The sequence below is a fragment of the Lutibacter sp. genome (assembly GCF_041596795.1).
GTDB lineage: Bacteria > Bacteroidota > Bacteroidia > Flavobacteriales > Flavobacteriaceae > Lutibacter.
Genome location: NZ_JBFHHX010000016.1, coordinates 1 through 26,386, shown reverse-complemented (window position 1 = coordinate 26,386; position 26,386 = coordinate 1). Strand labels below are relative to the sequence as shown.

General features: G+C 30.0%; 25 protein-coding genes and 1 pseudogene. 16 read left to right on the top strand and 10 right to left on the bottom strand.

What is annotated here, in order from left to right:
• Positions 1-10: 10 nt before the first annotated feature.
• The gene (locus tag ABY298_RS03585; protein WP_372744634.1) at positions 11-868 is read right to left on the bottom strand and encodes a YicC/YloC family endoribonuclease; all 858 of its coding nucleotides are present in this window, start codon (positions 866-868) and stop codon (positions 11-13) included.
• 129 nt (positions 869-997) lie between these two features.
• Here ABY298_RS03585 and ABY298_RS03580 point away from each other — a divergent pair, with 129 nt between their 5' ends.
• Positions 998-2,026 carry a glycosyltransferase family 9 protein gene (locus ABY298_RS03580; RefSeq protein WP_372744633.1) on the top strand — a complete coding sequence of 343 codons (1,029 nt, stop codon included), beginning with the start codon at positions 998-1,000 and terminating at the stop codon, positions 2,024-2,026.
• Positions 2,027-2,180: 154 nt separating this feature from the next.
• Here the strand turns inward: ABY298_RS03580 and lysM are convergent, their stop codons facing one another.
• On the bottom strand, positions 2,181-2,666 hold the full coding sequence (lysM, locus tag ABY298_RS03575) for a peptidoglycan-binding protein LysM (protein WP_372744632.1): 486 nt from the start codon (positions 2,664-2,666) through the stop codon (positions 2,181-2,183).
• A gap of 124 nt (positions 2,667-2,790) precedes the next feature.
• On the opposite strand from lysM, the gene upp reads away from it, so the two are divergent.
• Positions 2,791-3,441, top strand: coding sequence for a uracil phosphoribosyltransferase (gene upp, locus ABY298_RS03570; RefSeq protein WP_372744631.1), 651 nt, complete (start codon positions 2,791-2,793; stop codon positions 3,439-3,441).
• On the opposite strand, the gene ABY298_RS03565 is transcribed toward upp, so the two are convergent.
• On the bottom strand, positions 3,436-4,359 hold the full coding sequence (locus tag ABY298_RS03565; RefSeq protein WP_372744630.1) for a DUF6427 family protein: 924 nt from the start codon (positions 4,357-4,359) through the stop codon (positions 3,436-3,438). The two genes, upp and ABY298_RS03565, sit on opposite strands and share 6 nt — an antisense overlap.
• Before the next feature lie 40 nt (positions 4,360-4,399).
• Here ABY298_RS03565 and ABY298_RS03560 point away from each other — a divergent pair, with 40 nt between their 5' ends.
• The 11 genes from ABY298_RS03560 to ABY298_RS03510 all read left to right on the top strand — a co-directional run bounded on the left by ABY298_RS03560 (position 4,400) and on the right by ABY298_RS03510 (position 16,267).
• Positions 4,400-4,597: a uracil phosphoribosyltransferase gene (locus tag ABY298_RS03560; RefSeq protein ID WP_372744629.1), complete on the top strand. Its 198-nt coding sequence runs from the start codon at positions 4,400-4,402 to the stop codon at positions 4,595-4,597.
• Positions 4,598-4,636: 39 nt separating this feature from the next.
• Positions 4,637-5,308, top strand: a complete 672-nt coding sequence (trmB, locus tag ABY298_RS03555) for a tRNA (guanosine(46)-N7)-methyltransferase TrmB (protein WP_372744628.1) — start codon at positions 4,637-4,639, stop codon at positions 5,306-5,308.
• Position 5,309: 1 nt separating this feature from the next.
• Positions 5,310-5,927 (top strand): LysE family transporter, encoded by a 618-nt coding sequence (locus ABY298_RS03550; protein WP_372744627.1) that lies wholly within the window; start codon positions 5,310-5,312, stop codon positions 5,925-5,927.
• Positions 5,924-6,262 carry an MGMT family protein gene (locus ABY298_RS03545; protein ID WP_372744626.1) on the top strand — a complete coding sequence of 113 codons (339 nt, stop codon included), beginning with the start codon at positions 5,924-5,926 and terminating at the stop codon, positions 6,260-6,262. Before ABY298_RS03550 ends, ABY298_RS03545 begins: the two co-directional genes overlap by 4 nt.
• A gap of 105 nt (positions 6,263-6,367) precedes the next feature.
• Complete coding sequence (locus ABY298_RS03540) at positions 6,368-7,492, top strand: P-loop NTPase (RefSeq protein ID WP_372744625.1); 1,125 nt, start codon at positions 6,368-6,370, stop codon at positions 7,490-7,492.
• Positions 7,493-7,499: 7 nt separating this feature from the next.
• Positions 7,500-7,748 (top strand): NifU family protein, encoded by a 249-nt coding sequence (locus ABY298_RS03535; RefSeq protein ID WP_372744624.1) that lies wholly within the window; start codon positions 7,500-7,502, stop codon positions 7,746-7,748.
• Between the two features lie 201 nt (positions 7,749-7,949).
• Positions 7,950-8,747: a DUF3108 domain-containing protein gene (locus ABY298_RS03530; RefSeq protein ID WP_372744623.1), complete on the top strand. Its 798-nt coding sequence runs from the start codon at positions 7,950-7,952 to the stop codon at positions 8,745-8,747.
• Positions 8,748-8,806: 59 nt separating this feature from the next.
• Positions 8,807-10,027 (top strand): peptidoglycan DD-metalloendopeptidase family protein, encoded by a 1,221-nt coding sequence (locus tag ABY298_RS03525; protein ID WP_372744622.1) that lies wholly within the window; start codon positions 8,807-8,809, stop codon positions 10,025-10,027.
• A gap of 34 nt (positions 10,028-10,061) precedes the next feature.
• Complete coding sequence (pgi, locus tag ABY298_RS03520) at positions 10,062-11,633, top strand: glucose-6-phosphate isomerase (protein ID WP_372744621.1); 1,572 nt, start codon at positions 10,062-10,064, stop codon at positions 11,631-11,633.
• Between the two features lie 213 nt (positions 11,634-11,846).
• Positions 11,847-14,396 (top strand): TonB-dependent receptor, encoded by a 2,550-nt coding sequence (locus ABY298_RS03515; protein ID WP_372744620.1) that lies wholly within the window; start codon positions 11,847-11,849, stop codon positions 14,394-14,396.
• A gap of 17 nt (positions 14,397-14,413) precedes the next feature.
• On the top strand, positions 14,414-16,267 hold the full coding sequence (locus tag ABY298_RS03510; RefSeq protein WP_372744619.1) for a hypothetical protein: 1,854 nt from the start codon (positions 14,414-14,416) through the stop codon (positions 16,265-16,267).
• A 605-nt stretch (positions 16,268-16,872) separates the two neighbouring features.
• Here ABY298_RS03510 and ABY298_RS03505 read toward each other — a convergent pair.
• Positions 16,873-20,184 carry an endonuclease gene (locus ABY298_RS03505; RefSeq protein ID WP_372744618.1) on the bottom strand — a complete coding sequence of 1,104 codons (3,312 nt, stop codon included), beginning with the start codon at positions 20,182-20,184 and terminating at the stop codon, positions 16,873-16,875.
• 183 nt (positions 20,185-20,367) lie between these two features.
• On the opposite strand from ABY298_RS03505, the gene ABY298_RS03500 reads away from it, so the two are divergent.
• The 3 genes from ABY298_RS03500 to ABY298_RS03490 all read left to right on the top strand — a co-directional run bounded on the left by ABY298_RS03500 (position 20,368) and on the right by ABY298_RS03490 (position 22,712).
• Complete coding sequence (locus ABY298_RS03500; protein WP_372744617.1) at positions 20,368-20,802, top strand: hypothetical protein; 435 nt, start codon at positions 20,368-20,370, stop codon at positions 20,800-20,802.
• Between the two features lie 154 nt (positions 20,803-20,956).
• Positions 20,957-21,688, top strand: a complete 732-nt coding sequence (locus ABY298_RS03495; RefSeq protein WP_372744616.1) for a lysophospholipid acyltransferase family protein — start codon at positions 20,957-20,959, stop codon at positions 21,686-21,688.
• A 28-nt stretch (positions 21,689-21,716) separates the two neighbouring features.
• Positions 21,717-22,712, top strand: a complete 996-nt coding sequence (locus ABY298_RS03490; RefSeq protein ID WP_372744615.1) for an acyl-ACP desaturase — start codon at positions 21,717-21,719, stop codon at positions 22,710-22,712.
• 133 nt (positions 22,713-22,845) lie between these two features.
• Here ABY298_RS03490 and ABY298_RS03485 read toward each other — a convergent pair whose 3' ends face one another.
• From ABY298_RS03485 to ABY298_RS03460, 6 genes and pseudogenes are all read right to left on the bottom strand, one after another.
• Positions 22,846-23,625: an amidohydrolase gene (locus tag ABY298_RS03485; protein WP_372744614.1), complete on the bottom strand. Its 780-nt coding sequence runs from the start codon at positions 23,623-23,625 to the stop codon at positions 22,846-22,848.
• A gap of 12 nt (positions 23,626-23,637) precedes the next feature.
• Positions 23,638-24,135, bottom strand: a complete 498-nt coding sequence (locus ABY298_RS03480) for a hypothetical protein (RefSeq protein WP_372744613.1) — start codon at positions 24,133-24,135, stop codon at positions 23,638-23,640.
• Between the two features lie 38 nt (positions 24,136-24,173).
• Entirely contained in the window at positions 24,174-25,331 is a 1,158-nt protein-coding gene (locus tag ABY298_RS03475) for a methionine aminotransferase (protein ID WP_372744612.1), read from the bottom strand.
• Positions 25,332-25,359: 28 nt separating this feature from the next.
• Complete coding sequence (locus ABY298_RS03470; protein ID WP_372744611.1) at positions 25,360-25,581, bottom strand: helix-turn-helix domain-containing protein; 222 nt, start codon at positions 25,579-25,581, stop codon at positions 25,360-25,362.
• Between the two features lie 2 nt (positions 25,582-25,583).
• Complete coding sequence (locus tag ABY298_RS03465) at positions 25,584-26,090, bottom strand: DUF2975 domain-containing protein (RefSeq protein ID WP_372744610.1); 507 nt, start codon at positions 26,088-26,090, stop codon at positions 25,584-25,586.
• Between the two features lie 124 nt (positions 26,091-26,214).
• Positions 26,215-26,386 (bottom strand): annotated as a pseudogene (locus ABY298_RS03460) (succinate dehydrogenase/fumarate reductase iron-sulfur subunit); the annotation flags it as partial.

Below are 26,386 nucleotides of genomic sequence, written 5' to 3'. Positions count from 1 at the left end.
GGTTCCACTTTTATAAAACGTTTAAACTTTGCTCTTTAATTTTCTCTAATTCATCTTTCATTTGAACCACTAATTTTTGCATAGTTGCATAGTTAGATTTTGATCCAATAGTGTTTATTTCTCTTCCAATTTCTTGCGTAATAAACGCCAGTTTTTTCCCATTAGAATCATTGGTACTCAACTCTTTTTTAAAGTAATCTAAGTGGTTTTTTAAACGTACTTTTTCTTCTGTTATATCTAATTTTTCTATATAATAAATCAATTCTTGTTCAAACCTGTTTTCATCAACTTTGGCTTCTAATTCGGCAATTCCTTTACGTAACTTTTCTTTCACCAACACAATTCTTTCTGGATCAATTTCAACAACTTCTTCTAATAATTTTTCAATATTAGAAATTCTTAAAATAAAATCTTTACGCAATACTTCACCTTCATCAGATCTGTATTTATTTATTTTCACAACAGATTCTGCAATTGCTTCAACAATTTGATTCCATTCATCCTCATCCATTTCTTCTCTTTCTGTTTTTAGAGAATCTGGTAAACGAACTGCCATTTTTAATAATTCAATCTCATCAGAATCAACAATATTTCTAAGTTGACTCATATATTCTTTTACAACACTTTCATTTACTTTTGATGAACCTTCGCCTCCATTTCCTTCAATAAAAATAGAAAAATCAATTTTTCCTCTTTCTAAATCTGCCGCTAAACTTTTTCTTATATCTAACTCCTTTTCTCTGTAATACGAAGGAATTCTTACGTTTAAATCTAAATTTTTACTGTTTAACGATTTTAACTCAATCGTAATTTTTTTGGTAGGCAATTGTAATACGGTTTTACCGTATCCGGTCATAGATTGTATCATGTACATTTGATTATTTGAGCAAATTTAAGCAATTTCTAAAAAGTGGCGATTTTTTAATCTATCTAAGTCGCCTTAAAATTTTAGTTGCTAAAACATTTGCTTATTTTTGTGCTACCAAATTTACTTATTTTGACCAAGAATTCACATTTATTAGTAATTAGATTATCTGCAATGGGTGATGTTGCTATGACAGTACCTGTATTAAGAGCTTTTACAGAACAAAACCCAACTGTAAAAATTACTGTAGTTTCAAAACCGTTTTTAAAACCTTTATTTGATGATTTAAAAAACGTGACTTTTTATGCTGCAGATGTAAGCGGAAAACACAAAGGTTTTTTTGGAATTTATAAACTTTATAAAGAGCTAAAATTATTAAATATTGATGCTGTTGCCGATTTACACAATGTTTTAAGATCTAAAATATTGCGAACTTTCTTTGGTTTGTCATTTAAAAAAGTAGCTTTTATAGATAAAGGCAGAAGCGAAAAAAGAGCGCTTACGGCCACAAAAAATAAAGTTTTTAAACAGCTAAAAACAACCCATGAACGTTATGCCGATGTTTTTAGAAATTTAGGATTTACACTAGATATTTCTAAACCAAAGTTTCCAAAAAAGTTAGATTTAACTTCAGAAATACTAAAAATTACAGGAGAAAAAAAAGCAACTTGGATTGGTATTGCTCCTTTTGCTCAATATGCTTCTAAAATGTACCCAATAGATTTAATGGAACAAGTAATTGAAAAACTTGCTACACAAGAGAATATTAAAATTTTGTTATTTGGTGGTGGACAAAAAGAAATTGATATTTTAGAAAAATTAGCTTCAAAATATAACAATACTTTAAATGTTGCTGGAAAAATAAAATTAGCGCAAGAATTAATTCTAATTTCTAACTTAGATAAAATGTTAAGTATGGATTCTGGAAATGCACATTTCGCTGCAATGCTTGGCATTAAAACCTTTACTGTTTGGGGAATTACACATCCGTTTACTGGATTTGCACCTTTTAATCAGCCAATGGAAAATGCTATTTTACCAGATTTAGAAAAATACCCAAACATACCTTGTTCTATTTATGGCAATAAAGTTTGTGAAGGTTATGATGATGTAATGCGAAGTATTGAACCACAAGAAATAGCTAACAAGCTTTTAAACTAAAAATCGGCTATTTAAAAACCAAAGTTTTCGTCAAGCTGAATTTGTTTCAGGTTCTCATGATTAATTATAATCAATATGGTAAAATTCTGAAACAAGGTTAGAATGACGCCTTTTTATTAGTTTTTAAATAACCGAATTTAATTTCCAAAAATTGTTAATCCAAATTTGGAATTCTTAAAACCTGACCTGGATAAATTTTATCAGGATCTGAAAGCATTGGTTTATTTGCTTCAAAAATTACAGGATATTTCATAGCATCACCATAATATTTTCTAGCAATTTTACTTAAATATTCACCTTTTACAACCGTATGAAATTGAGCTTCAGGTTCTGGTATAGCCACAGTCATTTGATCATCAACCGTTGCAATACCTTCGGTATTTCCAACAACTAAAATTACTTTTTCTCGTGTAGCTTGTGAGTCCGCTTCTCCCCAAATAGTTGCAACATCGGCCTTTACTCCTACTTTTAAATCTTTTACTTGAAAACCTAATTTTGTAATAGCATTAATTAATTTTTTTGCTTTTTCTCGAGCAATTTCTGTTTTTTTCTCTGCAGTTTCGGCTGCTTCTTCAGCAGTAGTTTTTCCTATACCAAATACTTTTGCACCGGCATCTTTAATAAATGAAAATAATCCCATAACTTTTTCTCTTTTAAATTAATTAGTATTTTTTTTTTTAGAATTAGTAATATACAAAAAAATTACAAGATTAACTTTCGATAATTATAATAATTATGGCTATTTTTGTGAAAAATTTATAAATATGCTTATCAACATTCTCGACTCTAAAAAATCTATCCTTAATAAATTCATTTCAGAAATTAGAAATATCAACATTCAAAAAGATTCTTTAAGATTTAGAAGAAACATTGAGCGAATTGGAGAGATTTTAGCATACGAAATTAGCCAATCTTTAAACTACGAAAAAAGCACAGTTTCTACTCCTTTAGGAACTAAAATAATGGAAACGCATAAAAAAGATATTGTTTTATGTTCCATTTTAAGAGCTGGATTACCATTACATACTGGTTTGTTAAATTATTTTGATGATGCTGAAAACGCATTTATTTCTGCCTATAGAAAACATATTAATGAAACCGATTTTGAAATTAAAGTAGAATACTTTGCATCGCCAAGCTTAGAAGGTAAAACATTAATTTTAGCCGATCCAATGTTAGCAACTGGCCAATCATTAGTTAGTGTTTTTGAAGGATTAAAAAACCACGGAACACCTAAAGAAATACATGTTGCTTGTGTAATTGGCTCTAATGAAGGAATTGAATATCTTAAAAACAATTTACCAAAAGAAACCAAGTTATGGATTGCTACTGTAGATGAGAAATTAAACAGTCACGGTTATATTGTTCCAGGTTTAGGAGATGCCGGAGATTTAGCTTTTGGCGAAAAGTTATAAAAAATAAACTGCTATTGATATTGCAAAAAATATGTACAATATCAGATTTTTAAAATTTGATGATTGACTTTTTTGTAAAAAATTTGATATTACAATAGCGTACGGAAATAATAGAAATAATAATTCTGATCCATTTTTAATAGGCGCAATAAAAACTACAACTGTAGCAACTATTAGCTGATTTAATAGAACATTCCATGACATTCTTAAATTGTTACTTATCAAAACTATTTTTGGCGTAACTACAACTAAAGACCATAAGGTTATGGTAATTAAAAATGCTAATGGTATTAAAATTTTTAACTGATTGTATGCGGTAAAATCAAATCCAATATTTACTCTAAAAATACTAAGAAAAGCATCGGTTTTATCAAAATAAAAATTATAGGTAAAAAATAAAAACAATGGTGCTATGCATCCAGCTAACGGAACTAAAAAGTTTTTAAAATCAGTTTTTTGATAAATAATAATTGCAGTAAAAATTAAAAACAGATACAAAATACTGTTCGGATAAATTATTGTAGCTACTCCTATCCAAAAGCCAGCATCAAAAAGTTTTTTAGCAATATTTAATCCAGATTTAAGACTATAAATTTTTCGATAACTTAAAAGCAATATAAAATTTGAAAATATAATTTTATTAGAGAACATGGTTTCTTTAAAGGTTCCTAACAATAAAACTATTAACAAAAGGCCATACAAATTATCTAACGTTAAATTATTTCTCTTAATTATAAAGTTTGCAACAATTAAAAATATAACAAAGCCAATAAAAAAGAACAACTTACTTAAAAAATAAGATAATAATAACGTTTCTGGCGCTGCTAAAAAAGACCCAACAACAAAATATAAAAACAACAGTATTACTAAGTTAAAAATATTAACTGGTTTACTTTTACTAAAAAAATTTGCTATCATTACTATATTTTATACTTTTGCCTGTAAATATAATTAAGATATGATTGCAAACAATATTTTTAAAGCGATTGGTGATTTTTTTACAAACGTTTTGTTTTCCCCTTTTAATGCCTTAAGAGCAATGGATAATTGGTGGTTACAAAGTACCATTAGTTGGATATTTATTGTAATTACTTTTATCGCCTTTTTTTATTGGATGGGTGAAATAAGAAAATACAAAAAAGCAGGAAACGAATAATTATACGCTCTTTCTTTTAAATTAAACCCAAAAAAAACTGTGGGAAGCAAAAATAAATTGAAAAGATTTCGTGAAAACGAAACATTTCCAAATGTAATTCAACCAACTCGAAAAGAGGTTCTTGATGGCTTTCCTTTAAAAGGAAATTGGCATACGCATTTTAAAAATAACAATCCTATTATTTTAGAACTTGGTTGCGGCAAAGGTGAATATACCATTGCTTTAGCCAGAAAAAATCCAAATATAAACTATATAGGTGTTGATATTAAAGGTGCAAGGTTTTGGAGAGGCGCAAAAACAGCTCTTGAAGAAAATTTACCTAACGTAGCTTTTATTAGAACTCAAATTGAATTGATAGATTTATTATTTGGAGAAAATGAAGTTACCGAAATTTGGATTACTTTTCCTGACCCACAAATAAAATATACCAGAACCAAACATAGATTAACAAATCAAGAGTTTTTAAAAAGATACCATTATATTTTAAAACAAGATGGTATTGTAAACTTAAAAACCGATAGTGAATTTATGCATGGTTACACTTTAGGTTTATTGCACGGTGAAGGTCATGAGATATTATATGCGCATCATGATATTTATAAAAACTTTCATTCTCCACAAGAAGTTATTTCTACACAAACTTTTTATGAAAGTCAATATTTAGAAAAAGAAAAACCAATAACATATATCCAATTTAGACTTAATTATTAATATGGCGCTACAATTTATTTTAGGTTTTCTCACCTCGTTTGTAGCGGCAACTCCTCCTGGATTATTAAATTTAACATCTTTAAAAATTAGCCTAGAAAAAGGAAAACGAAAAAGCTATTATTTTGCTTTTGGTGTATCTATTATTATATTTTTACAAACCTACTTTTCTCTAATTTTTACAAACTATATACATAATAGGTCTTCTATTGGAGAGTCCTTCCAATTAATTGCTGTAGTTTTATTTTCATTACTCTCTATATTCTTTTTTTATAAAGGAATAAAAGAAAAGAAAACCCAGAAAATTAAAAGAAAATCTAAAATTAAAAATACCTTTACACTTGGCCTACTATTATCGTCAGTAAACCTTTTAGCAATTCCTTATTACTGCAGTGTTGGCAGCACTTTAAAATCAAATGGTTGGATGGACTTTACTCAAGTTAACATTCTAATTTTTGTACTAGGTTCAGGTATAGGAACTTTTGCTTTATTAAGTATTTACAACAATTCAGCCAGTTTAATACAAAAGAAAATGGGGTTGATTTCTAGAAATATTAATGTTATATTAGGTGGAATTACCGGAATAATTGCGCTAATAACATTAATTCAGCTATTAAATTGAAAACTTCTGATAATTTTTTTGAAAAAGTTTACAGCGTTGCTAAACAAATTCCTTTTGGGCGAGTTACAAGCTACGGAGCAATTGCAACGTATTTAGGTGCTACTCGATCGGCACGTATGGTTGGTTGGGCAATGAACGCTTCACATACTAATGAAACCATTCCTGCTCATAGAGTTGTAAACAGAAAAGGATTATTAACTGGGAAACATCATTTTGATGGCACAAATTTAATGCAGCAATTACTTGAAAACGAAGGGATTATTATTAAAGAAAATCAAATCCAAAACTTTGAATCAGTATTTTGGGATCCTTCCATAGAACTTACTGTAAATTAATTTAATACCACTGTAACAACTTCTACAGTTCTTTTTAAATCGCTTCTTTTAATATTCAATAGAACTCTGTATCTTTGTTGTTTAGAATGATTTTATATAAATAACATGGCATATAACAAAAAAGATATATCAAAAGCCCTTGAAACCATTACAGCACCAGGTGAAGGCAAAAGTTTAATTGAAAGCGGAGCAGTAAAAAATATAGTAACTTTTGACAAAGAAATTATTGTTGATGTAACTATTGCAAACCCATCATTACAAGCAAAAAAGAAAGTTGAAGTTGAAATTATGAAGGCAATTCATCAAGAAATTGATGTAAAAGCTGATGTAAAAGTAAATGTTAGTTCAGAAACTAAAAACGAACCTTTTAAACCAGAAAAACCAAAAGTTCCTGGAATTCAAAATATTATTGCAATTGCTTCTGGTAAAGGTGGTGTTGGTAAATCTACCATTACTTCTAATATGGCTATTTCATTACAAAAAATGGGCTTTAAAGTTGGTATTTTAGATGCTGATATTTACGGGCCATCAACACATTTAATGTTTGATGTAGCAAATGCAAAACCACTTTCTGTAGAAATTGATGGTCGTTCAAAAATGTTACCTGTAGAAAGTTACGGAGTAAAAATATTATCTCTTGGATTTTTTACAGATGCAAACCAAGCAGTAATTTGGCGTGGAGCAATGGCTTCAAAAGCGTTAAACCAAATGATTTTTGATGCACATTGGGGAGATTTAGATTTTCTTTTAATTGATTTACCTCCTGGAACTGGAGATATTCACCTATCAATTGTACAATCTGTTCCAGTAACCGGAGCTGTAATTGTAAGTACTCCGCAAAGTATTGCTTTAGCAGATGCTAAAAAAGGAGTTGCAATGTTTAAACAAGAAACTATCAATGTTCCTGTTTTAGGAATTGTTGAAAATATGAGTTATTTTACACCTGCTGAACTTCCAAACAATAAATATTATATCTTTGGAAAAGATGGTGCAAAAAATTTAGCAGAAGATATTGACACTGCATTTTTAGGAGAAGTTCCTTTAGTACAAAGCATTAGAGAAGCTGGAGATGTTGGACATCCTATAGCATTACAAAATAACACACCTTTAGAAAATGCTTTTGCAGAAATTACTAAAAATACACTGTCGCAATTAGTAAAAAGAAATAAAGATTTACCTCCAACAGAAATTGTAAGAATTACAACAATGAGTGGATGTAGTACAAAATAATTTACATATGGGAATAGAAGAATTAAAACTAAACGTTGAAAATGCTTTACAAGAAATTCGCCCTTATTTGGAAGCTGATGGAGGTAACATTTCGCTTGTTGAAATAACTGATGATACCGTTAGTGTTCAACTAGAAGGCGCTTGTTTAGGATGCTCTGTAAACCAAATGACACTTAAAAATGGTGTAGAAGCAACTATAAAAAGGCACGCACCACAAATAAAAAGGGTAATTGAAATAAACGGTATTTCATTTTAGTAATAATAAAAAGAGCAGCCTAAGTTGCTCTTTTTTTATGAAGAAAAATGCAACTATTCTTAATTTATTAAAACTTATCAAATAACAAAAAACAAAAACATCATAAATTAGATTTATTATAAGCTTAACATCTTACATAAACCTTTTTCTCTATTTTTGGTACAGTTCTTGTATTTTTAAAAATAAAATATTTACTACTAAATGAAAAAACTAATTTTAATTTTCACTTTATTTATTACCATTGTTTCTTTTGGGCAATCGGTTAAAAATAGCATTCCTGATAAAAAAAATGCTTTTAAAAGTGGCGAATGGCTAAAATTTAGAATGAGTTATAGCAATTTTTTAAATGCAGGTTACTCTACAATGGAAGTAAAAGGAACTAGTAATAAAGGTAAAGAAGCGTTTCACATTTTAGGAAAAGGAAAATCTACCGGGCTAGTAAGTTTATTTTTTAAAGTGGAAGATGATTATCAAACTTTCATGTATAAAGAAACTTTAAAACCGTATCGTTTTATCAGAAAAATAAATGAAGGTGGCTACACCAAAGATCAAGAAATATTTTTTGACTATGATACGCAATTGGCAACCGTAAATAACCACAAACACAAAACTGTAGAAAAACATAAAATAAGCAGCGACATTCAAGATATGCTATCTGCATTATATTTTTTAAGAAATCAAGATATTTCAAATTTAAAAGAAGGCGATAATATTGAATTGCAAATGTTTATGGATGATGAAATAACAGTGTTTAAACTACAATTTTTAGAAAAAGAAATTATAAAAACCAAATTTGGTAAAGTAAAAGCAATAGCATTTAGACCATTAGTGCAGGCTGGTAGAGTTTTTAAAGCTCAAGAAAGTGTAACTGTTTGGGTAAGTGATGATGCAAACAAAATTCCTTTATTAATAAAAGCAAATTTAGCAGTGGGTTCTTTAAGAGCAGATTTAGATGCTTTTAAAGGCTTAGCACATCCTTTTAACATTATTTTTAAATAATTAAATTGTACTTTCGCATTTTAATTTTTTATCATATTTAATATTTAAAGTTTTACCCATTGAAAAAATTTATTACGCTTATCTCCCTCGTTCTTATTATTGCCTGTAAAAATGACAATCAACAAGCAAGTATTATAGTTCCACAACCTAAAATTATTCATGAATTTGGATTTACTTTAAATGATTTTAAAGTAATTAACGACACAGTAAAAAGTGGTGAAATTTTTAGTGATATCTTACTTAAAAATCATGTGGATTACGCTAAAATACTAGATATTGTAAATAAAGTACGAGACACATTTAATGTGCGTAATATGAAAGCCGGTAAACCTTATACTATTTTAGCTAAAAAGGATTCTACAGAACAAGCTTTGGTATTTATTTATCAAGATTCTAAAGTTAACTATACAGTTATCGATTTTAGAGACTCTATTCCTGTTGCTCATAATAAATCTAAACCCATAAAAAAAGTAATAAAAAAAGTTTCGGGTGTTATAAAAAGCAATCTAACAATGGCTATGCAAGATGAAGGCTTAAGTCCGTACCTTTCTTACAAAATGGAAGATATCTATGGTTGGTCTATCGATTTTTACAGACTTCAAAAGAATGATAGATTTAAATTAATTTACGAACAACTTTACATTAATGATACTATTCCAGTTGGTATTGGAGAAGTAAAAGCCGCATTTTTTGAACATAACAATAAACCTTTTTATGCTTTTAAATACACTTTAGACTCGGTAACAAAAGCAAGTGATTATTTTGATGATGTGGCAAACACCATGAAAAGGCAATTTTTAAAAGCTCCGGTTAAAGTAAGTAGAATTTCTTCTCGTTATAATTTAAATAGAAGAATTGCTTTTTACGGAAACAAAATAAGAGCACATAAAGGAACTGACTACGCTGCTCCAGTGGGCACACCAATTTTAAGTACAGCCAACGGAACAGTGATAGAATCTAAATACGCTGGTGGAAATGGTAATTATGTAAAAGTTAAACATAACGGAACTTACTCAACACAATATTTACACATGAGTAAAAGGGCTGTTAAAGTTGGTCAATACGTAAAACAAGGAGATGTAATTGGTTATATTGGTATGACTGGTAACACATCTGGCCCACACGTATGTTACAGATTTTGGAAAAACGGTGTTCAAGTAGATCCATTAAATCAAAAATTACCAGCTTCAGAACCAATGAAAAAAGAGAAAAAACCTGCATATTTAAAATATATAGAACCTATTAAAAAACAATTGGACTCGATTGAATTTAAAAAATAAAAGTCCTCATTTATAAACATCATAAACTTATACAATGAAAAACATTAACCCAACCGAAACACAAGCTTGGAAAAAACTTACCGAACACTATAAAACTATAAATAATACGCATTTAAAAACTCTTTTTAATGCTGATAGTGATCGAAAAAATAAATTCACAATTCAGTTTAACGAATTTGAATTTAACTATTCAAACAACAGAATAACAGAAGAAACTTTAGGTTATTTAGTAGAATTAGCCAATGAGGTTGATTTAAAAGGCGCTATGAACGCTTATTTTTCAGGTGAAAAAATTAACAAAACCGAAGGAAGAGCTGTTTTACATACTGCTTTAAGAAATCAAAATAATAATGAAATTTTTACAGATGGTGTAAATGTAATGCCCGATGTAAAAGCAGCATTAGCAAAAATGGAAGCATTCTCCAATAAAGTAATATCTGGTGAATGGAAAGGATACACTAACAAATCAATTACAGACGTTGTAAATATTGGTATTGGAGGGTCAGATTTAGGTCCAGATATGGTAGTTGAATCTTTAAAATATTACAAAAACCATTTAAATGTACATTTTGTTTCTAACATTGATGGAGACCATGTACAAGAGGTTATTAAAAACTTAAATCCAGAAACTACATTATTTGTAATTGTTTCTAAAACTTTTACAACACAAGAAACACTAACAAATGCTACAACAATTAAAAACTGGTTTTTAAAATCGGCTTCAGAAAATGCTGTACCAAAACATTTTGTTGCTGTATCTACTAATTTAAAAAATGTAAGTGCTTTTGGAATTGCAACCGACAATATTTTTCCAATGTGGGATTGGGTTGGAGGCCGTTTTTCTCTATGGAGTACCGTTGGTTTATCTATTAGCTTAGCCGTAGGTTTTAAAAACTTCAACAACCTTTTAGTTGGAGCTTTTGAAATGGATGAACATTTTAAAAACACACCATTCGAAAAAAATGCACCAATAATTTTAAGTTTAATAGGTATTTGGTATTCAAATTTCTTTAACTCAGAATCTGAAGTAATTTTACCATATTCTCAATACTTAAGCAAGTTAGCACCGTATTTGCAACAAGCAATTATGGAAAGTAACGGTAAAAGTGTAGACAGAAATGGAAACCGTGTAAATTACCAAACAGGAAATATTATTTGGGGAGCTCCAGGATCTAATTCTCAACATGCATTTATGCAGTTATTACACCAAGGAACTAAACTAATTCCTGCCGATTTTATTGGATTTAAAGAATCGTTATACGGTGATACAGATCATCATAACAAATTAATGGCTAACTTTTTTGCACAAATACAAGCTTTAGCAGAAGGTAAAACAAAAGAAGAGGCACATTTAGATTTAAAAACTACAGGTAAAATGGATGAAATTGAAACATTATTACCCTATAAAGTTTTTGAAGGAAACAAACCAAGCACCTCAATTCTTATTAATAAGTTAACACCAAAAACTTTAGGAAGTCTAATTTCCTTCTATGAACATAAAATATTTGTTCAAGGAATTATTTGGAACATTTATAGTTACGATCAGTTCGGAGTTGAGCTAGGGAAAGAATTAGCCAATAAATACCTAAAAACAAGCAACTTATAAAAAAAAATTAAAATTTCTCATTGAGTTCTTAACAATTTCTTAAGTTTTTCTTAAGATTTGTTAATATTTATTTGGCTGATTTTCAATTGCAACAAGTGATTTTTGTATATTTAAACGCTCTTAAATAAATGTTAAAATTTAACATTTATTTAAAAAATGAGTAAACAAAAATTCGCACTTTTGCAACACATTAATTCAAATTCAAATTACACAATGAGAAATTTTAAAAATTGGCTTGTGATGGTAATGTTGTTTTCAACAGCTGTCATTCTTGGGCAAACCAAACTTACTGGTAAAGTAGTTGACGAAACTAATCAACCATTACCAGGTGCATCCGTAATTCTTAAAGGAGCAACTTCTGGAGTTTCCACAAATTTTGATGGAAATTTTATTTTTGAAACAAGCGTTTCAAACGGTACTATTCTAGTTTCATTTGTTGGATATGAAACTAAAACTTTTACGTTTACAAAAAGCATTAATTTAGGAACAATTGCGCTAAAACCTTCTGCTGAATCTTTAGATGAAATTGTAATTACTGCTACTTCTTTTGCAATCGACAGAAAAACACCTGTTGCCGTATCTACTGTTAAGGCAGATATTATTGAAAACAAATTGGGATCTCAGGAATTTCCTGAAATCTTAAAATCTACTCCTGGTGTTTATGCAACTAAATCAGGTGGTGGTTTTGGAGACAGTAGAATTAACCTTAGAGGTTTTGAATCTTCAAATGTTGCTGTAATGATTAATGGAGTTCCTGTTAACGACATGGAAAACGGTTGGGTTTACTGGAGTAACTGGGCTGGTTTAGCAGATGTAACTAGTGCTATGCAGGTACAAAGAGGTTTAGGAGCTTCTAAAGTAGCTGTACCTTCTATTGGTGGTACAATTAACATTTTATCTAAAACTACAGACATTGAAAAAGGTGGAAATGTTCTAGTTGGTGTTGGTAACGATGGTTACCAAAAATACGGAGTTACTGTTTCTACTGGTTTGTTAGACAATGGTTTTGCTGTTACTGCATCTGGAGCTAAAACAAGTGGTAATGGTTATGTAGATGGAACCGAATTTGAAGGTTACAATTACTTTATTAATATTTCAAAAGAAATAGGAAAAAATCACAAATTATCTTTCACTTCTTTTGGGGCACCACAAATACATGGACAAAGACAAAATAGAAGTTCTATTGAGACTTACAGAAATGCAGAAAGTGGAATTAAATTTAATCCAGATTGGGGTATTAAAAATGGACAAGTAACATCTATAGAAAATAACTTCTATCACAAATCTCAAACATCTTTAAACCACTATTGGACAATTAGTGATAAATCAAATTTATCTACCGCTTTATATGCTTCTTGGGGAACTGGAGGTGGAAGTGGTACTGCTGGTGATGATGCAAGTACTTTATTTAATGTTAGACTTGGTGCTGATGACCAACCTGTAGACTTAGATAATATTGTTGAAATTAACAAAGAAAGAGGAACACAAGGTTTAGGATCTGCAGCTTATTTAAGAGCTTCAAGAAACGACCATGAATGGTATGGTATTTTATCAACATTTAAAACAGATTTAAATGATAACCTTGCTTTGGTTGCAGGTCTTGATTTAAGAACATATACTGGTAAGCACTTTTCTGAAGTATACGATTTATTAGGTGGTTCATTTGCTTATGATGATAACGATGTTAACAATCCTGATAGAGCTTTACAAGTAGGTGATAAACGTGACTATTGGAATGATGGTGAAGTTGGATGGCAAGGTCTATTTACTCAGTTAGAGTATAATAAAGATAATTTATCATCATTTATTTCAGCATCTGTATCTAATTCTTCTTTTAAAAGAGTTGATTATTTCAATTATTTAGACAGTGACCCTAATCAAGAAACTGACAAATATAGCTTTATAGGATATGGTGTTAAAGGTGGAGTAAATTACAACTTAGATGACAACCATAACGTTTTTGCAAATATTGGATATTTTGAAAAAGCTGGTGGATTTGATGCTGTATTCTTAGCTTTTGATAACGAAGCAGAAAACATTAACGAAGATGCTGAAAATCAAAAAATATTTAGTGCTGAGATTGGTTATGGATTTAGAAATGAAAATTTATCTTTAAACGTAAACCTTTACAGAACACAATGGGATGACAGAACATTTACTGATAACTTCTCAGCTAACGATGAAGACTATTTTGTAAATTTATTAGGTGTAAACGCTCTTCACCAAGGTATTGAACTTGATGCTGTTTATAAAGCTTCTGATAAACTTACTTTAACTGGTATGGTTTCAATTGGAGATTGGTCTTGGACTAACAACATTGAAAATGTTCAAGTTTATAATGAAAGTCAAGAAGCTGTTGGAGATCCTTACAACTTATATATTAAAGGTTTAAAAGTAGGTGATGCAGCTCAAACAACAGCAGCACTTGGTTTAAATTATGAGTTAATGGACAAAACATTTTTCACAATAGATTACAACTATTTTGGTGATTATTATGCTGATTTTGAACCTAATAATAGAACAACTGATACTGGTACTACTCAACCTTGGAAAGCTCCTGAGTATGGATTATTTGATGCAAGTATAAGATACGGTTTTAAATTTGGTGAATTTGACACAACACTAACTGCTAGAATGAATAACGTATTTAATACTGAATACATTGCAGATGCTACTGATGGTAGTGGTCATAACGCTAGTTCTGCATCAGTATGGTACGGATATGGAAGAACATTTAATATCAGTGCTAAACTTAAATTCTAATTAAAAAATATTAAACAATGAAAAAATTTATTTATTTAATAATGGCATTTAGCCTTACTTTTATATCCTGCGATCCAATGGAGGATGTATATGATGAATTAGATGCTTCAGGAACCACAACGGATCCTAGAAGTATTGTTGGAAGTGCTGAATACACATTAACTGATGATGATTATGATGATCTTGGATTAACATATGGAAGCTTCAACTCTGAAGACGAAGCTAAAACAATGTTAGCTGATTTTATTGCAAGTAATAGTGCTTATGACTATTGGGCTAAAAACTCTTCAATTTTAATTAATTACAATTTATATATTGGTAGTGCTTTTAGTACAAAAGATTATACTTTAACTCAGGCAGATTATTCTTTAAGTGGAAGTACTTTATTAGGTTTTCAATCTACTGCAACTCCATCAACATATTTACCAAGTATACTTACAAGTGGTATTACTTCTCCTTCTGAAGGAATGTATGCAGCTGCAAGTTACTACCAATTTACAGGAGATGCTTATGTTGTTACTCCAACTGTTTCTCTTGATGAAAATTTTTCGTTGGGCGCTACAGCTGGTAATTTAACAACCATTTCAACTGATTGGACAGCACATGCAAATGTTGGTAGTGGATTAGTTGGGTATGCTACTACTAGTTTAACTATGTCTAATTATCCTTCTACAAATATTGGTGGTTCTGCTACAATATCAAGTGATGGTGCTGAAGATGTTAATAAAGTATTGCCAGCAGCTATAACTACTGGTACTGTATATTATAGTGCTCTTGTTAATTTAAGCTCAGTTGGATCAGGTACTTACTTCCTGCATTTTATGGATGATTCTTATGGATATTCAGCGAGGGTTGGTGCAAAAACTGATGGCGCTGGTAAAATCTTATTTGGAATAGGAGCAACTTCTACCCCAGTAGATTACAGCACAACTTCTTATGATTTGAATACTACTTATTTATTAGTAGCTTCTTACAATACAACAAGTGGTACATCAAATTTATATGTATTAACAGCTCCAACTTCTAAAGAACCAAGTACACCAACTGTAACAAATACTGGTAATTCTGGTTCTTCAATTCAAAAAATTGCAATTAGACAAGGTGGAACTTCAGGTCCAAGTGCAACTATTGATGGATTACGTGTTGCAAATTCTTGGTCTGCAATTATGAGCAATGCTACACTTGCTGATGAAGTAATAGGAACAAAAGAATTAAAACAAAGTTACTATAAGTACTCAAGTGGTGCTTGGGCAGTTGCTACTGATGCATATGCTTTAACAGCTGACGATTATGATTCTATGGGAACATCTTCTGGTCAACCTGGAAAATATAATAACTTTGATAGCACTATGAGTATTGATACTTATGTTACTAAATTTTTAACAATAAACTATCCTTATGCCTTAGATGGAGATACTATGAAAGTACTTTACAAGTATTATTCAAGCACTTCTGGCTCAACAGGAACAAGAGGTAATTTATATACATATACAGATGGAGCTTGGGTAGCTTACACTTCTACAATTGCAACATCATTACAATTTGGATTTGATGGTACTAATTGGGTTCCAGATAACACAATTAAATATACATTAGTAAGTGCAGATTATGCGTATATGTCAACTGCATTGGCTGGAAATAGTTTCTTCGCTAACGTAAGTTTAACTAGTTTAGCTAAATACAATGATTACGACTATAACTGGTCTGATGCTCAAATTTTATATTCGTTAGATGTTCTTTTAGATTATAAAGATCCTACAGCTGAAGACGGTCAAAAATACCTTATCACTTATTTACTATATGATAATGGCACAAATGACGTAGTTAGAAATTTAATTAAAGAAAATGGTGAATGGGTTTGGAATGAATAACCAACCATAACAACTATTATAGAAAACCACGCTAATTAGCGTGGTTTTTTTATGAAATTACTCTACACAAAAGGGCAAGTACAAGTTTTTACTTTCTAGAATTAGAGGCTTAATTTTTTCGTTTCTAGTACTACTTTAAAATAGCATTAGTATGCTAAAAAAGATATTTAATTGCAATGCGTAACTGTTTAGATTGTCAGATTTTACTTTATCATTCTATGCAAGAAAAATAACAAACCAACATTGTAAAAATGACTATTTCCCTACGTAGTTAGATAATTGGTTTGTATTTATTGAATAAACTAAAATCATCTACCAATAGACCTAAAAAGAACCTTTAATTTACTACGCCACTTTATTAATGATTAGTATTAATTTGTCATCTTATTTTTATAAAACAATATGCCATCATTAAAAAACAGGAACATTTCCTCTGTTGTTGAATGTATAATTAACAAAGAATAGAAGTACTTACATTAACGCTACATCAAATTCTTTAATTCACAACAACACTTGTACATTCGTAATATTATTACATAAAAAAAATATTCAGATAAACGGATTGTTTATCTGAATATTTCCATCATTATAATTAGAAAAACGCTTTACTCTTTTATTAATTTTAAAATAAGTGATTGCTTATTCAAAATAACTTTTACAATATAAATACCTGTTGGTTTATCTTCAATATTTAATTGAATTTTACCATTTTCAACGTTATAAGATTTTGCTAAAACTAATTGCGATTGAATATTATACAATTCTACATACACATCTTCATTAGCATCAGTTACAACAATTTCAACATTTCCTTTAGTTGGATTTGGATATGCATAAATACCATCTAACAAATTAATTGTTTTAGATAAAACACCTTCACAAACAACTGCAGTTTTAACCTGAACCTGATCTCCTTGTTTTACGTTTTCAACAGAAAATTCAGTTTCGTTTGTAGTTAAAACCTCTTCGTTATTTACAAAAACGCTATATGGAGCCGTTCCACTTTCTATAGTAAATGTTACTGCCTTTGATGATTGACTTGATTTACCTGAAACTGATGTTCCGGCGTTAATTGTTACTTCATAACATTGTGTAAATGTTTCACCAATAATAGAAATACAAACGCTATAAACATTAGGTTCTAAATTATTTATAGTTAAACTATTATTTGTAAAACTATACTCAGTACCATTAACCGTAGCTATATAACTATAAGTAGCTTGTGCTGTAATTTTAATTTGACCATTATTTTTATCGGTACAAGTTTCACTTATTGTTTCAAAACTAAAGTTATTATATCCTAATGTTAAACAACCATTAGCATCAACGGTAGATCCACTAGTTGTATTTGGACATTTATCTATATCATTTGTAACACCATCGTTATCATCATCTAACTGACTTTCACCACAACCAGAAGCATTTACAACATCACCTAATGGAGTATTAGGACACGTATCAACATTATTCATTACACCATCAATATCATCATCTAATTGACTTGATGAACAACCTTTACTATTTACTGATTCACCAGCTGGCGTGTTTGGACAAATATCAATACTATTTTGAACACCATCATTGTCATCATCTTGTTGGTCTTCTGAACATCCATTAGCATCTACAGTTACTCCTGTAGGTGTATTTGGACATGTATCAACATTGTTCATAACACCATCATTATCATCATCTAACTCGCTTTCTGCACAACCTGTGGAATTTACACTTTCACCAGATGGTGTATTTGTACATAAATCTAAACTATTTTCAACACCATCATTATCATCATCTAATTGTCCGTATGAACAACCATTGGCATCAACAGTTTCCCCTGCAGGTGTGTTTGGACATAAATCAACATTGTTCATAAAACCATCATTATCATCATCTAGTTGACTTGCTCCACAACCAGAAGCATTTACAGTTTCTCCCGCTGGAGTATTTTCACATAAATCTAAACTATTTTGAACTCCGTCATTATCATCATCTAATTGCCCGTATGAACAACCATTGGCATCAATAACTTCACCATCTGGTGTATTAGGACATAAATCTAAATTATTATTTACACCATCATCGTCATCATCTAATTGGCTTTCTGCACAACCCGTAGCATTTACACTTTCACCTGCTGGAGTATCTGCACAAGCATCAATACTATTTTCAACACCATCATTATCATCATCTAATTGCCCGTATGAACAACCATTTTCATCTACTGTTTCACCTGAAGGTGTATTTGGGCAACTATCATTAACATTTAAAACTCCGTCATTATCAACATCGTCGCTCTGGTCTGCAGTAATTTTAAAATTATCAACAGTCCATCGTGTTGGATTTCCGTTTGAATAATATTTAAACGCAAAATAAACAGTACCTGTTATTGTGCTAATATCTACATCTGAAAAGGAATAAATTACTTCAGTACTTGTATTATTATGAACAAGTGTTGCAATATTTGGAACTGCATTCCACGTAAAGCTACTTGGATTACTTGATCCATCATAATCTGCCGAATACACCAAATCCAATGGAGAATTACCATATGCAGCATCGGTGTAAAAACTTAACTTTTCGCCTGTTTTAGCTTCAAAATCAATAGGACTTTTGGTAATTAACCAATCTTTACTTGCTACATCTTCTTGATATCCATTAATTCCGTAGGATCCAGAATTATTTTCACCATATTGTGTTTCACAAGCCCAATTTTTGGTACTAGCTTCATTGTATGCAAAAAATAAAACACTTGCACAATCACTAAATGTTTCAGTAAATAAAACTAATGGTCCAACAAGTGTTGTTACCGTAATGGATGAACTAAGTTCTGATATATTATTTGAAGCATCTCTAGCTTTTACTGCAATTTGATACGATGTATCTGCTGTTAAACCTGATAAACTAATTGATGTTGTTGTTGTAGATTTGGTATAAACACCATTTACAAACACCAAATAATCATATACTCCAACATTATCGGTTGAAGCATTCCAAGAAATTGTAGCACTTGTATCTGTAATATTTGAAGCTACCAAACTTGTTGGTATTGATGGCACTTCTGCATCAGAAGAACCTCCCATATTCCATTTATCTTCAGCTGCCAGTCCTCCCCAAATTAGTGTTGCTAAGTATGGATTGTCAATAAAAGGGTTTCTGTTTCCTTGTATACCTGCTAAAACTTCATTTCTATTGGCTTCAAAATCTGAAACAGGATCTTCTACATTCCACTGTAAAAATAAATCTACCATATTTGAGTCAGTGCTATTTACAGTTCCAAACCCAACATTTATAGGCAAACAATTGGTTTCGGAACTTTGAGAACCATCTCCGTTATAACGTGTGTACATATACAGTACTATACGCGCAATATCTCCTTTCCATTCATCTCCAGGATACCAACCTCCATTGGTTGAAATAATTCTAGAAAAACCACTTCCATCGGTAAACTTATTATTACTTCTTGTAGAATTTCTATCTTGATCTGCAGGTCTTAAATTATGAACATCTGAACCCGGACTTACCAAACCCGATTCAGCTACCAATGCCGGATTTGCCAAAGATTTTGCAAACACGTGTTCTCTATTCCATTTACCAGCTATGTATGTTGAGCCTGCATGGTCTAATTTAGATCTACTTCTATCTGTTGAAAAAACACCATCAGCATCATCATAACCATAAATAAGTAACACGTTAGAAGCATTATCTGGATCTTCATCTGCAGCATCACAAGCATCCCATACATCAACAGGCGAACCTGTATAAGGAATTCCGCTATGTGTAGCGATTAATTTGTTAGATAATTCTGTAAAAAGTACATTTCCCGTTGCTGTTAAATTCACATCGTTATAATAAGCTGGAATTTGACTAAATAAAGGGGTTGTAATTAAAAAAAATAAGAAATAATGTAGTAGTTTTTTCACTTTGTAATGATTTGTTTTTTAGAATCGTAAAATTGAATATAAAAAAAGTTATACGCAAATTTATCAATTATTTAAATAACAATTTAGTTTTCTGAATAATATAAACGTTAACTTTTAATGAAAAATTTAAAACTAATTAAAATTTGCTACTTTTGTCTTCAACTAAAAAAAATAGAACTACTTATGACTAAAATGATTCATTCTTATTGGGCTTACATTGTATTAATTATTTTAATTTTTGCATTTGTTAATGCTATTATTGGATTAACTTCAAAAAAAGAATTTGGGACTAAAGATTTAAAAATTTCATTATTTACATTAATTGCCTCACATATTCAATTACTTATTGGATTTGTTGCATTTTACATGTCCGATTTTTACCTAACAATGAGAAGCATTGGTATGGGAGAAGTAATGAAAAATAGTGATTTACGTAAAATATTAATTGAACATCCATTAGTAGGTATTATTGCTATTATTTTAATTACTATTGGTTTTTCTAAACACAAAAAAATAGCAACAAGTGCTAAAAAATTTAAAACTATAGCTATTTTTTATGGAGTTGCATTAATTTTAATATTAAGCAGAATCCCTTGGTCGCAATGGTTTTCTAACTAAAATAAATTAATTTTGAGGTTTTCTAAATGGTTCTTTTAAAGTCATTGTTTCAGAATATCACCAAGGTTATTAACAACCAATATGAAAATTTGATTCAAGTTTAGGTTGACAAAAGTTTGCACTTTTTAGAAAGCCTCATTTTTTTTTTACAATTATGAAAAAAATACTATCATATATTTTATCAATAATATTCTATTTTTTTTATGGAATACTATTGTTATTTTTCCACGCATTACAGTGGATAGGGTTTACTTTTGGAAAGTATAAAGGTCATAAAATTGCAGTAGATTTAATGAACTGCACCTTTACATACTTACTATTAATTTTAGGAAATAGAATTAAATTTATTAATAAGTACAAATTTCCTGAAAATGCACCTATTATTATAGTATCTAACCACCAAAGTATGCACGATATTTCTCCTATGTCGTGTTATCTTAAAAAATACCATCCAAAATTTATTTCTAAAATTGAGCTAGGAAAAGGTTTGCCTAGTATTTCCTACAATCTAAGACATGGAGGTTCTGTTTTAATAGACAGAAAAGATGCAAGACAATCGTTATCTGCCATAAAAGAATTTGCTCAGTACATTGAAAAAAACAAATACACGGCTGTAATTTATCCTGAAGGAACACGCAGTAAAGATGGTGTACCAAAGCGTTTTTCTGAAAATGGATTAAAAATGTTAACTAAATTTGCACCTTCGGCCTACGTTATTCCAGTAACTATTAATAACTGCTGGAAAGTTAATGAAAACGGCATGTTTCCACTTGGAATTGGATTAAATGTTACCTTTGAATTTCACGAAGCTATAAAAGCAGACAGTTTAGAATTTGATAAACTTTTTGAAAAAGTTGAGAAAACTATAAAAAATAGTGTAGTTTAGTAGTTACTAAACTAAAAAATCAAAAAAAATGTCACAATATAATGTGAGGTTAGAGGTAATGCTGACCTTAGAAAAAAACATAGATACTTTTGTAGAAAAGTTTTTAATTACACCCGAAAAAATTTGGCAACCTACAGATTTTCTTCCAAACTCTCAAAGCGCTACTTTTTTAGATGAAGTGAAAGAAATTCAAGAATTATCTAAAGATATGCATAACGATTTTTGGGCTGTTCTTGTAGGTGATACCATTACTGAAGAAGCTTTACCAACCTACGAATCTTGGTTATTAGATGTTGAAGGAATATCACAACACTCAAATAATGGCAGCGATAATGGATGGGCAAAATGGATACGCGCTTGGACTGGCGAAGAAAACAGACACGGAGATGTTCTAAACAAATACTTATACCTTTCTGGTAGAGTTAATATGCGTGAAGTTGAAATAACTACGCAACATTTAATAAGTGATGGTTTTGATATTGGAACCGCAAGAGATCCTTACAAAAATTTTGTATACACTAGTTTTCAAGAATTAGCTACGTACGTTTCACATAACAACGTTGCTAAAATTGCCCGCCAAAATGGGCATAAAATGCTAGCTAAAATGTCTAAAATAATTGCTGGAGACGAAATGCGTCACCATTTGGCTTATACCGAGTTTGTAAAACAAATTTTTCAGCACGATCCAAGTGAAATGATGTTAGCTTTTCAACACATGATGAAACACAAAATTGTAATGCCAGCAATGCATTTACGCCATTCATCTGAAGCAAAAGGTAGCCTTTTTGATCAATTTTCGGCAGTAGCACAACGCGTTGGTGTATATACTGGTTTTGATTATGTAGATATTATTAAAAAACTAAATACAACTTGGGAAATAGATAAAATAACTGGTTTAACCTCTGAAGCTGAAAAAGCAAGAGATTATTTATTAAAACTTCCTGAACGTATGTATAGAATTACAGAAAGAATTGTGGTTCCTAAAACAGATTTTCAGTTTAAATGGATGAATCCGTTGGTTTAACAAAAAAGCTGTTTGAAAAATAAAATATTCGTCAACCTGAATTTGATTCATGTTCTCATAATTATTAAATATAATGAGATTCTGAATCAAATTCAGAATGACGGCTTTCAATTCTTTTCAGACAGCCACTTATTTATATAATTTCAAAAGTATCTTTATCATTTAAAAAATTAAGCTTAGTTCTTGTTTCATTTATATGATTTTTTTCTAAAGTAACATAAATCATCATTTCTTCATCTTCTTTAGCTGCAACAAGTTTTTCACCTAAACAATTAAACACAGAAGAATGTCCGTTATACGCTAAATTATTCCCATCAACACCTACTCTATTTACTCCAACTACATAACAAATATTTTCAATTGCTCTTGCAGGTAATAAACTGTCCCAAGCATAAATTCTCGCTTTTGGCCAATTTGCTACATACAGTAAAATATCATAATCTTCAACATTTCTAGCCCAAACAGGAAAACGTAAATCATAACAAACTTGCGGACAAATTTTCCAACCTTTATAAGTGATAATCACTTTTTTTGAACCAGCTTTATAAATTTTATCTTCACCAGCTAATGTAAATAAATGGCGTTTATTATAGTAATTAATTTCTCCAGACGGATGCACAAATACAAACCTATTGTAGTAATTACCTTCTTCAAAAATAATCAAACTTCCTGCAATTGCGCTATTAACATCTTTTGCCGTTTTTACCATCCAATTAATTGCCAAACCGTCCATAGTTTCGGCAATTTCTTGTGGCTCCATACTAAAGCCTGATGTAAACATTTCTGGCAATAGAATAATATCAACTGCTTCATTTATCTGCCAAATTTTTTCAGAAAAATGAAGCAAATTTTGGCTACTATTATGCCAAGTAAGTGTAGATTGAAGTATTGATAATTTTATAAATGAACCCATAAAAACAATGGACTATAATTTTCTTTTAGCCTTCTCTATTTTATTTTTATAACCTTCTAATTTTTTTTGCCATTTAACTTCATCTACAGGAGATAATTTACCTCTGTCACGTAATTTTTCAGAACGTTTTAACGCTTTCTCGTAATTTTCTTGAGCATCAGCGTACTTCTGTTTGGCTTTTTCTTTTGCTTTTATTTCCTTTTCAGCTTTCTTTTGTTTTTTTTCAGCTGCTTTTTGTTTTTTTTCAGCTTTTCTCTGTGCTTTTTCGGCTTCTTTTTGAGCCTTTTCAGCCTCTTTTAATCTTTTTTCAGCTAAAATTTGTTCGCTTAATGCATTTTTAATAGAAGCTTGTTCTTCCAATGAAAGGGTGTTTGTAACATCCACTTTATCTACAAATATGGCATTCTTTTTTACCAAATATTTTACGCCATTATATTCAATATTTTGAGCCTGAACCATTGTAAAGGCAACTAAGAGAATTGCAGTTAGTACTACTTTTATTTTTTTCATTTTTCTGATTTTTATTTATTGTTATTGTAAATTACAAATTATATTTTACATAAAATAGCTGCAGCTTGTTTTAATGTTTCATCGGTTTTGGCAAAGCAAAAACGCAAATTTTTGCTATCTAACCCAGCTTCATTAAATACTGAAATTGGTATAGACGCTATTTTATGCTCTTTAGTTAACCGTATTGCAAAATCTACATCGGTTTCATTAGTTATATTTTTAAAATTTAATAATTGAAAATAGGTTCCTTTTGATGGAACAAATGTAAAACAAGAATCTTTAATTAAACTTAAAAATAAATCTCTTTTTTGCTGATAAAAATTACTTAAGTGTAAATAATTGTTGGGTGTTTTTAAATACTCGGCCAAAGCCACTTGTGTTGGGTGATTTACACTAAAAACGTTAAACTGATGCACTTTTTGAAACTCTTTCATTAACGCAGCAGGCGCTAAACAATAACCCGTTTTCCATCCTGTATTATGAAATGTTTTTCCGAAAGATGCAACAATAAAAGCTCTTTCAGCCAACGCAGGAAACAAAGCGGCTGATTGATGTTGTTCTTCATCAAAAATAATATGTTCGTACACCTCATCGCTTAATAATAAAACATTGGTATTTTGTAAAATTGCTTCCAATTGTAACATATCCTGTTTTGATAAAATTCTTCCAGAGGGATTATGTGGTGTATTAATAATAATCATTTTGGTTCTATCAGAAATTAGGCTTTTAACCAATTCCCAATCAATTTTAAAATCTTCTGGATTTAACTGTACCGAAATTGCTTTTCCTCCAAACAATTCTATAGTTGGTTGATAACAATCGTATGCTGGTTTAAAAATAATAACCTCATCATCTTTTTTAACACTTGCCGCAATAGCTGTAAAAATTGCTTGTGTTGCTCCGGCTGTAACCGTAATTTCAGTTTCAGGATTGTAAGAAACACCATATAAAAGCTCCATCTTTTCAGAAATCGCTCTTCGTAAACTAAAAATTCCTGGCATTGGTGCGTATTGATTTTTACCATTAATCATTGCGTTGTTTACCATTTGAATTAATTTAGAATCACTTTCAAAATCTGGAAATCCCTGCGATAAATTAACCGCGTTTTCTTTATGTGCCAAGGCACTCATAACCGAAAATATTGATTGTGGAACTTCGGGTAATTTAGATTGAAACCTGTGTTTATAGGTAGGCATTTTGTTTAAATTTTTGTAATTAAATGTACTAAATATCATCTGATTTCTCTGAAGAATATTCTAAAATATCACCAGGTTTACAATCTAACTCTTTACAAATTGCCTCTAATGTTGAAAACCGAATAGCTTTAGCTTTACCAGATTTTAAGATGGATAAATTTGCGGTTGTTATGCCAATTTTTTCCGCCAACTCAATACTTTTCATTTTTCGAGTGGCAAGCATAATGTCTAAGTTTACAATAATTGGCATACTTAAATTGTTAGTTCATTTTCATCTTTCATATTTCTAGATATTTTAAATATTTCACTTAAAACAATAAAGAAAAACCCAAAACAAAGCATAATTAAAAACGAGTTAAAACCAATTTCCAAACTAAGCTTTTTATAATAAACAGTATTGTATACAAATGAAGATCCACCATATAATAAAGATGCTGTTATTAACAAAAATCCCATTTTATTGAAGTTCACAATTACTTGTTCATCAAATATCTTTAATTTTTGAAAACTTCTAAGTATTTTTTTAAATAAGTAAATACAATAAATTAATAAAAAATATGTACATAACATCACTCCTAAAATTATTTTTGTTAGAATACTTGTTTGTATAAGTTCCAACCCATTTATTTTAATATTGAAGGTGCTAATATCATCACTAATAAAAATAAACACGAATAAAAATAAAATAAGTGGAACCGAAAACATAGCAAGAATCCACATAATATCTACAATAACTTTTAAAATATTTAACTTTTTCATAAACTAATAATTTAGAACTGTAAATATAATAATTATTGTTTAACAATAATTAATTATTATTTATTAATAAAAAAACCTGTTTCATTTCTGAAACAGGTTTTTCTAAATTTATATATTTTAAAAACTAAATAATACTAGCTTTTAAATATTCTCTATTCATACGTGCAATGTTTTCTAAAGAAATTCCTTTAGGACATTCAACTTCACACGCTCCAGTATTGGTACAGTTACCAAAACCTTCTTCATCCATTTGCTTAACCATATTTCTAACTCTATCTGCAGCTTCAACTTTACCT

Excerpts from the sequence above, each read along its gene's own strand:
- ABY298_RS03515 (WP_372744620.1), top strand. The coding sequence starts at position 11,847 with ATGAGAAATTTTAAAAATTGGCTTGTGATGGTAATGTTGTTTTCAACA.
- ABY298_RS03560 (WP_372744629.1), top strand. The coding sequence starts at position 4,400 with ATGATTGCAAACAATATTTTTAAAGCGATTGGTGATTTTTTTACAAAC.
- ABY298_RS03485 (WP_372744614.1), bottom strand. The coding sequence starts at position 23,625 with ATGGGTTCATTTATAAAATTATCAATACTTCAATCTACACTTACTTGG.
- upp (WP_372744631.1), top strand. The coding sequence starts at position 2,791 with ATGCTTATCAACATTCTCGACTCTAAAAAATCTATCCTTAATAAATTC.
- ABY298_RS03490 (WP_372744615.1), top strand. The coding sequence starts at position 21,717 with ATGTCACAATATAATGTGAGGTTAGAGGTAATGCTGACCTTAGAAAAA.
- ABY298_RS03540 (WP_372744625.1), top strand. The coding sequence starts at position 6,368 with ATGGCATATAACAAAAAAGATATATCAAAAGCCCTTGAAACCATTACA.
- lysM (WP_372744632.1), bottom strand. The coding sequence starts at position 2,666 with ATGGGATTATTTTCATTTATTAAAGATGCCGGTGCAAAAGTATTTGGT.
- ABY298_RS03550 (WP_372744627.1), top strand. The coding sequence starts at position 5,310 with ATGGCGCTACAATTTATTTTAGGTTTTCTCACCTCGTTTGTAGCGGCA.
- pgi (WP_372744621.1), top strand. The coding sequence starts at position 10,062 with ATGAAAAACATTAACCCAACCGAAACACAAGCTTGGAAAAAACTTACC.
- ABY298_RS03470 (WP_372744611.1), bottom strand. The coding sequence starts at position 25,581 with ATGCCAATTATTGTAAACTTAGACATTATGCTTGCCACTCGAAAAATG.
- ABY298_RS03495 (WP_372744616.1), top strand. The coding sequence starts at position 20,957 with ATGAAAAAAATACTATCATATATTTTATCAATAATATTCTATTTTTTT.
- ABY298_RS03565 (WP_372744630.1), bottom strand. The coding sequence starts at position 4,359 with ATGATAGCAAATTTTTTTAGTAAAAGTAAACCAGTTAATATTTTTAAC.
- ABY298_RS03585 (WP_372744634.1), bottom strand. The coding sequence starts at position 868 with ATGATACAATCTATGACCGGATACGGTAAAACCGTATTACAATTGCCT.
- ABY298_RS03510 (WP_372744619.1), top strand. The coding sequence starts at position 14,414 with ATGAAAAAATTTATTTATTTAATAATGGCATTTAGCCTTACTTTTATA.
- ABY298_RS03500 (WP_372744617.1), top strand. The coding sequence starts at position 20,368 with ATGACTAAAATGATTCATTCTTATTGGGCTTACATTGTATTAATTATT.
- ABY298_RS03480 (WP_372744613.1), bottom strand. The coding sequence starts at position 24,135 with ATGAAAAAAATAAAAGTAGTACTAACTGCAATTCTCTTAGTTGCCTTT.
- ABY298_RS03465 (WP_372744610.1), bottom strand. The coding sequence starts at position 26,090 with ATGAAAAAGTTAAATATTTTAAAAGTTATTGTAGATATTATGTGGATT.
- ABY298_RS03535 (WP_372744624.1), top strand. The coding sequence starts at position 7,500 with ATGGGAATAGAAGAATTAAAACTAAACGTTGAAAATGCTTTACAAGAA.
- ABY298_RS03530 (WP_372744623.1), top strand. The coding sequence starts at position 7,950 with ATGAAAAAACTAATTTTAATTTTCACTTTATTTATTACCATTGTTTCT.
- ABY298_RS03475 (WP_372744612.1), bottom strand. The coding sequence starts at position 25,331 with ATGCCTACCTATAAACACAGGTTTCAATCTAAATTACCCGAAGTTCCA.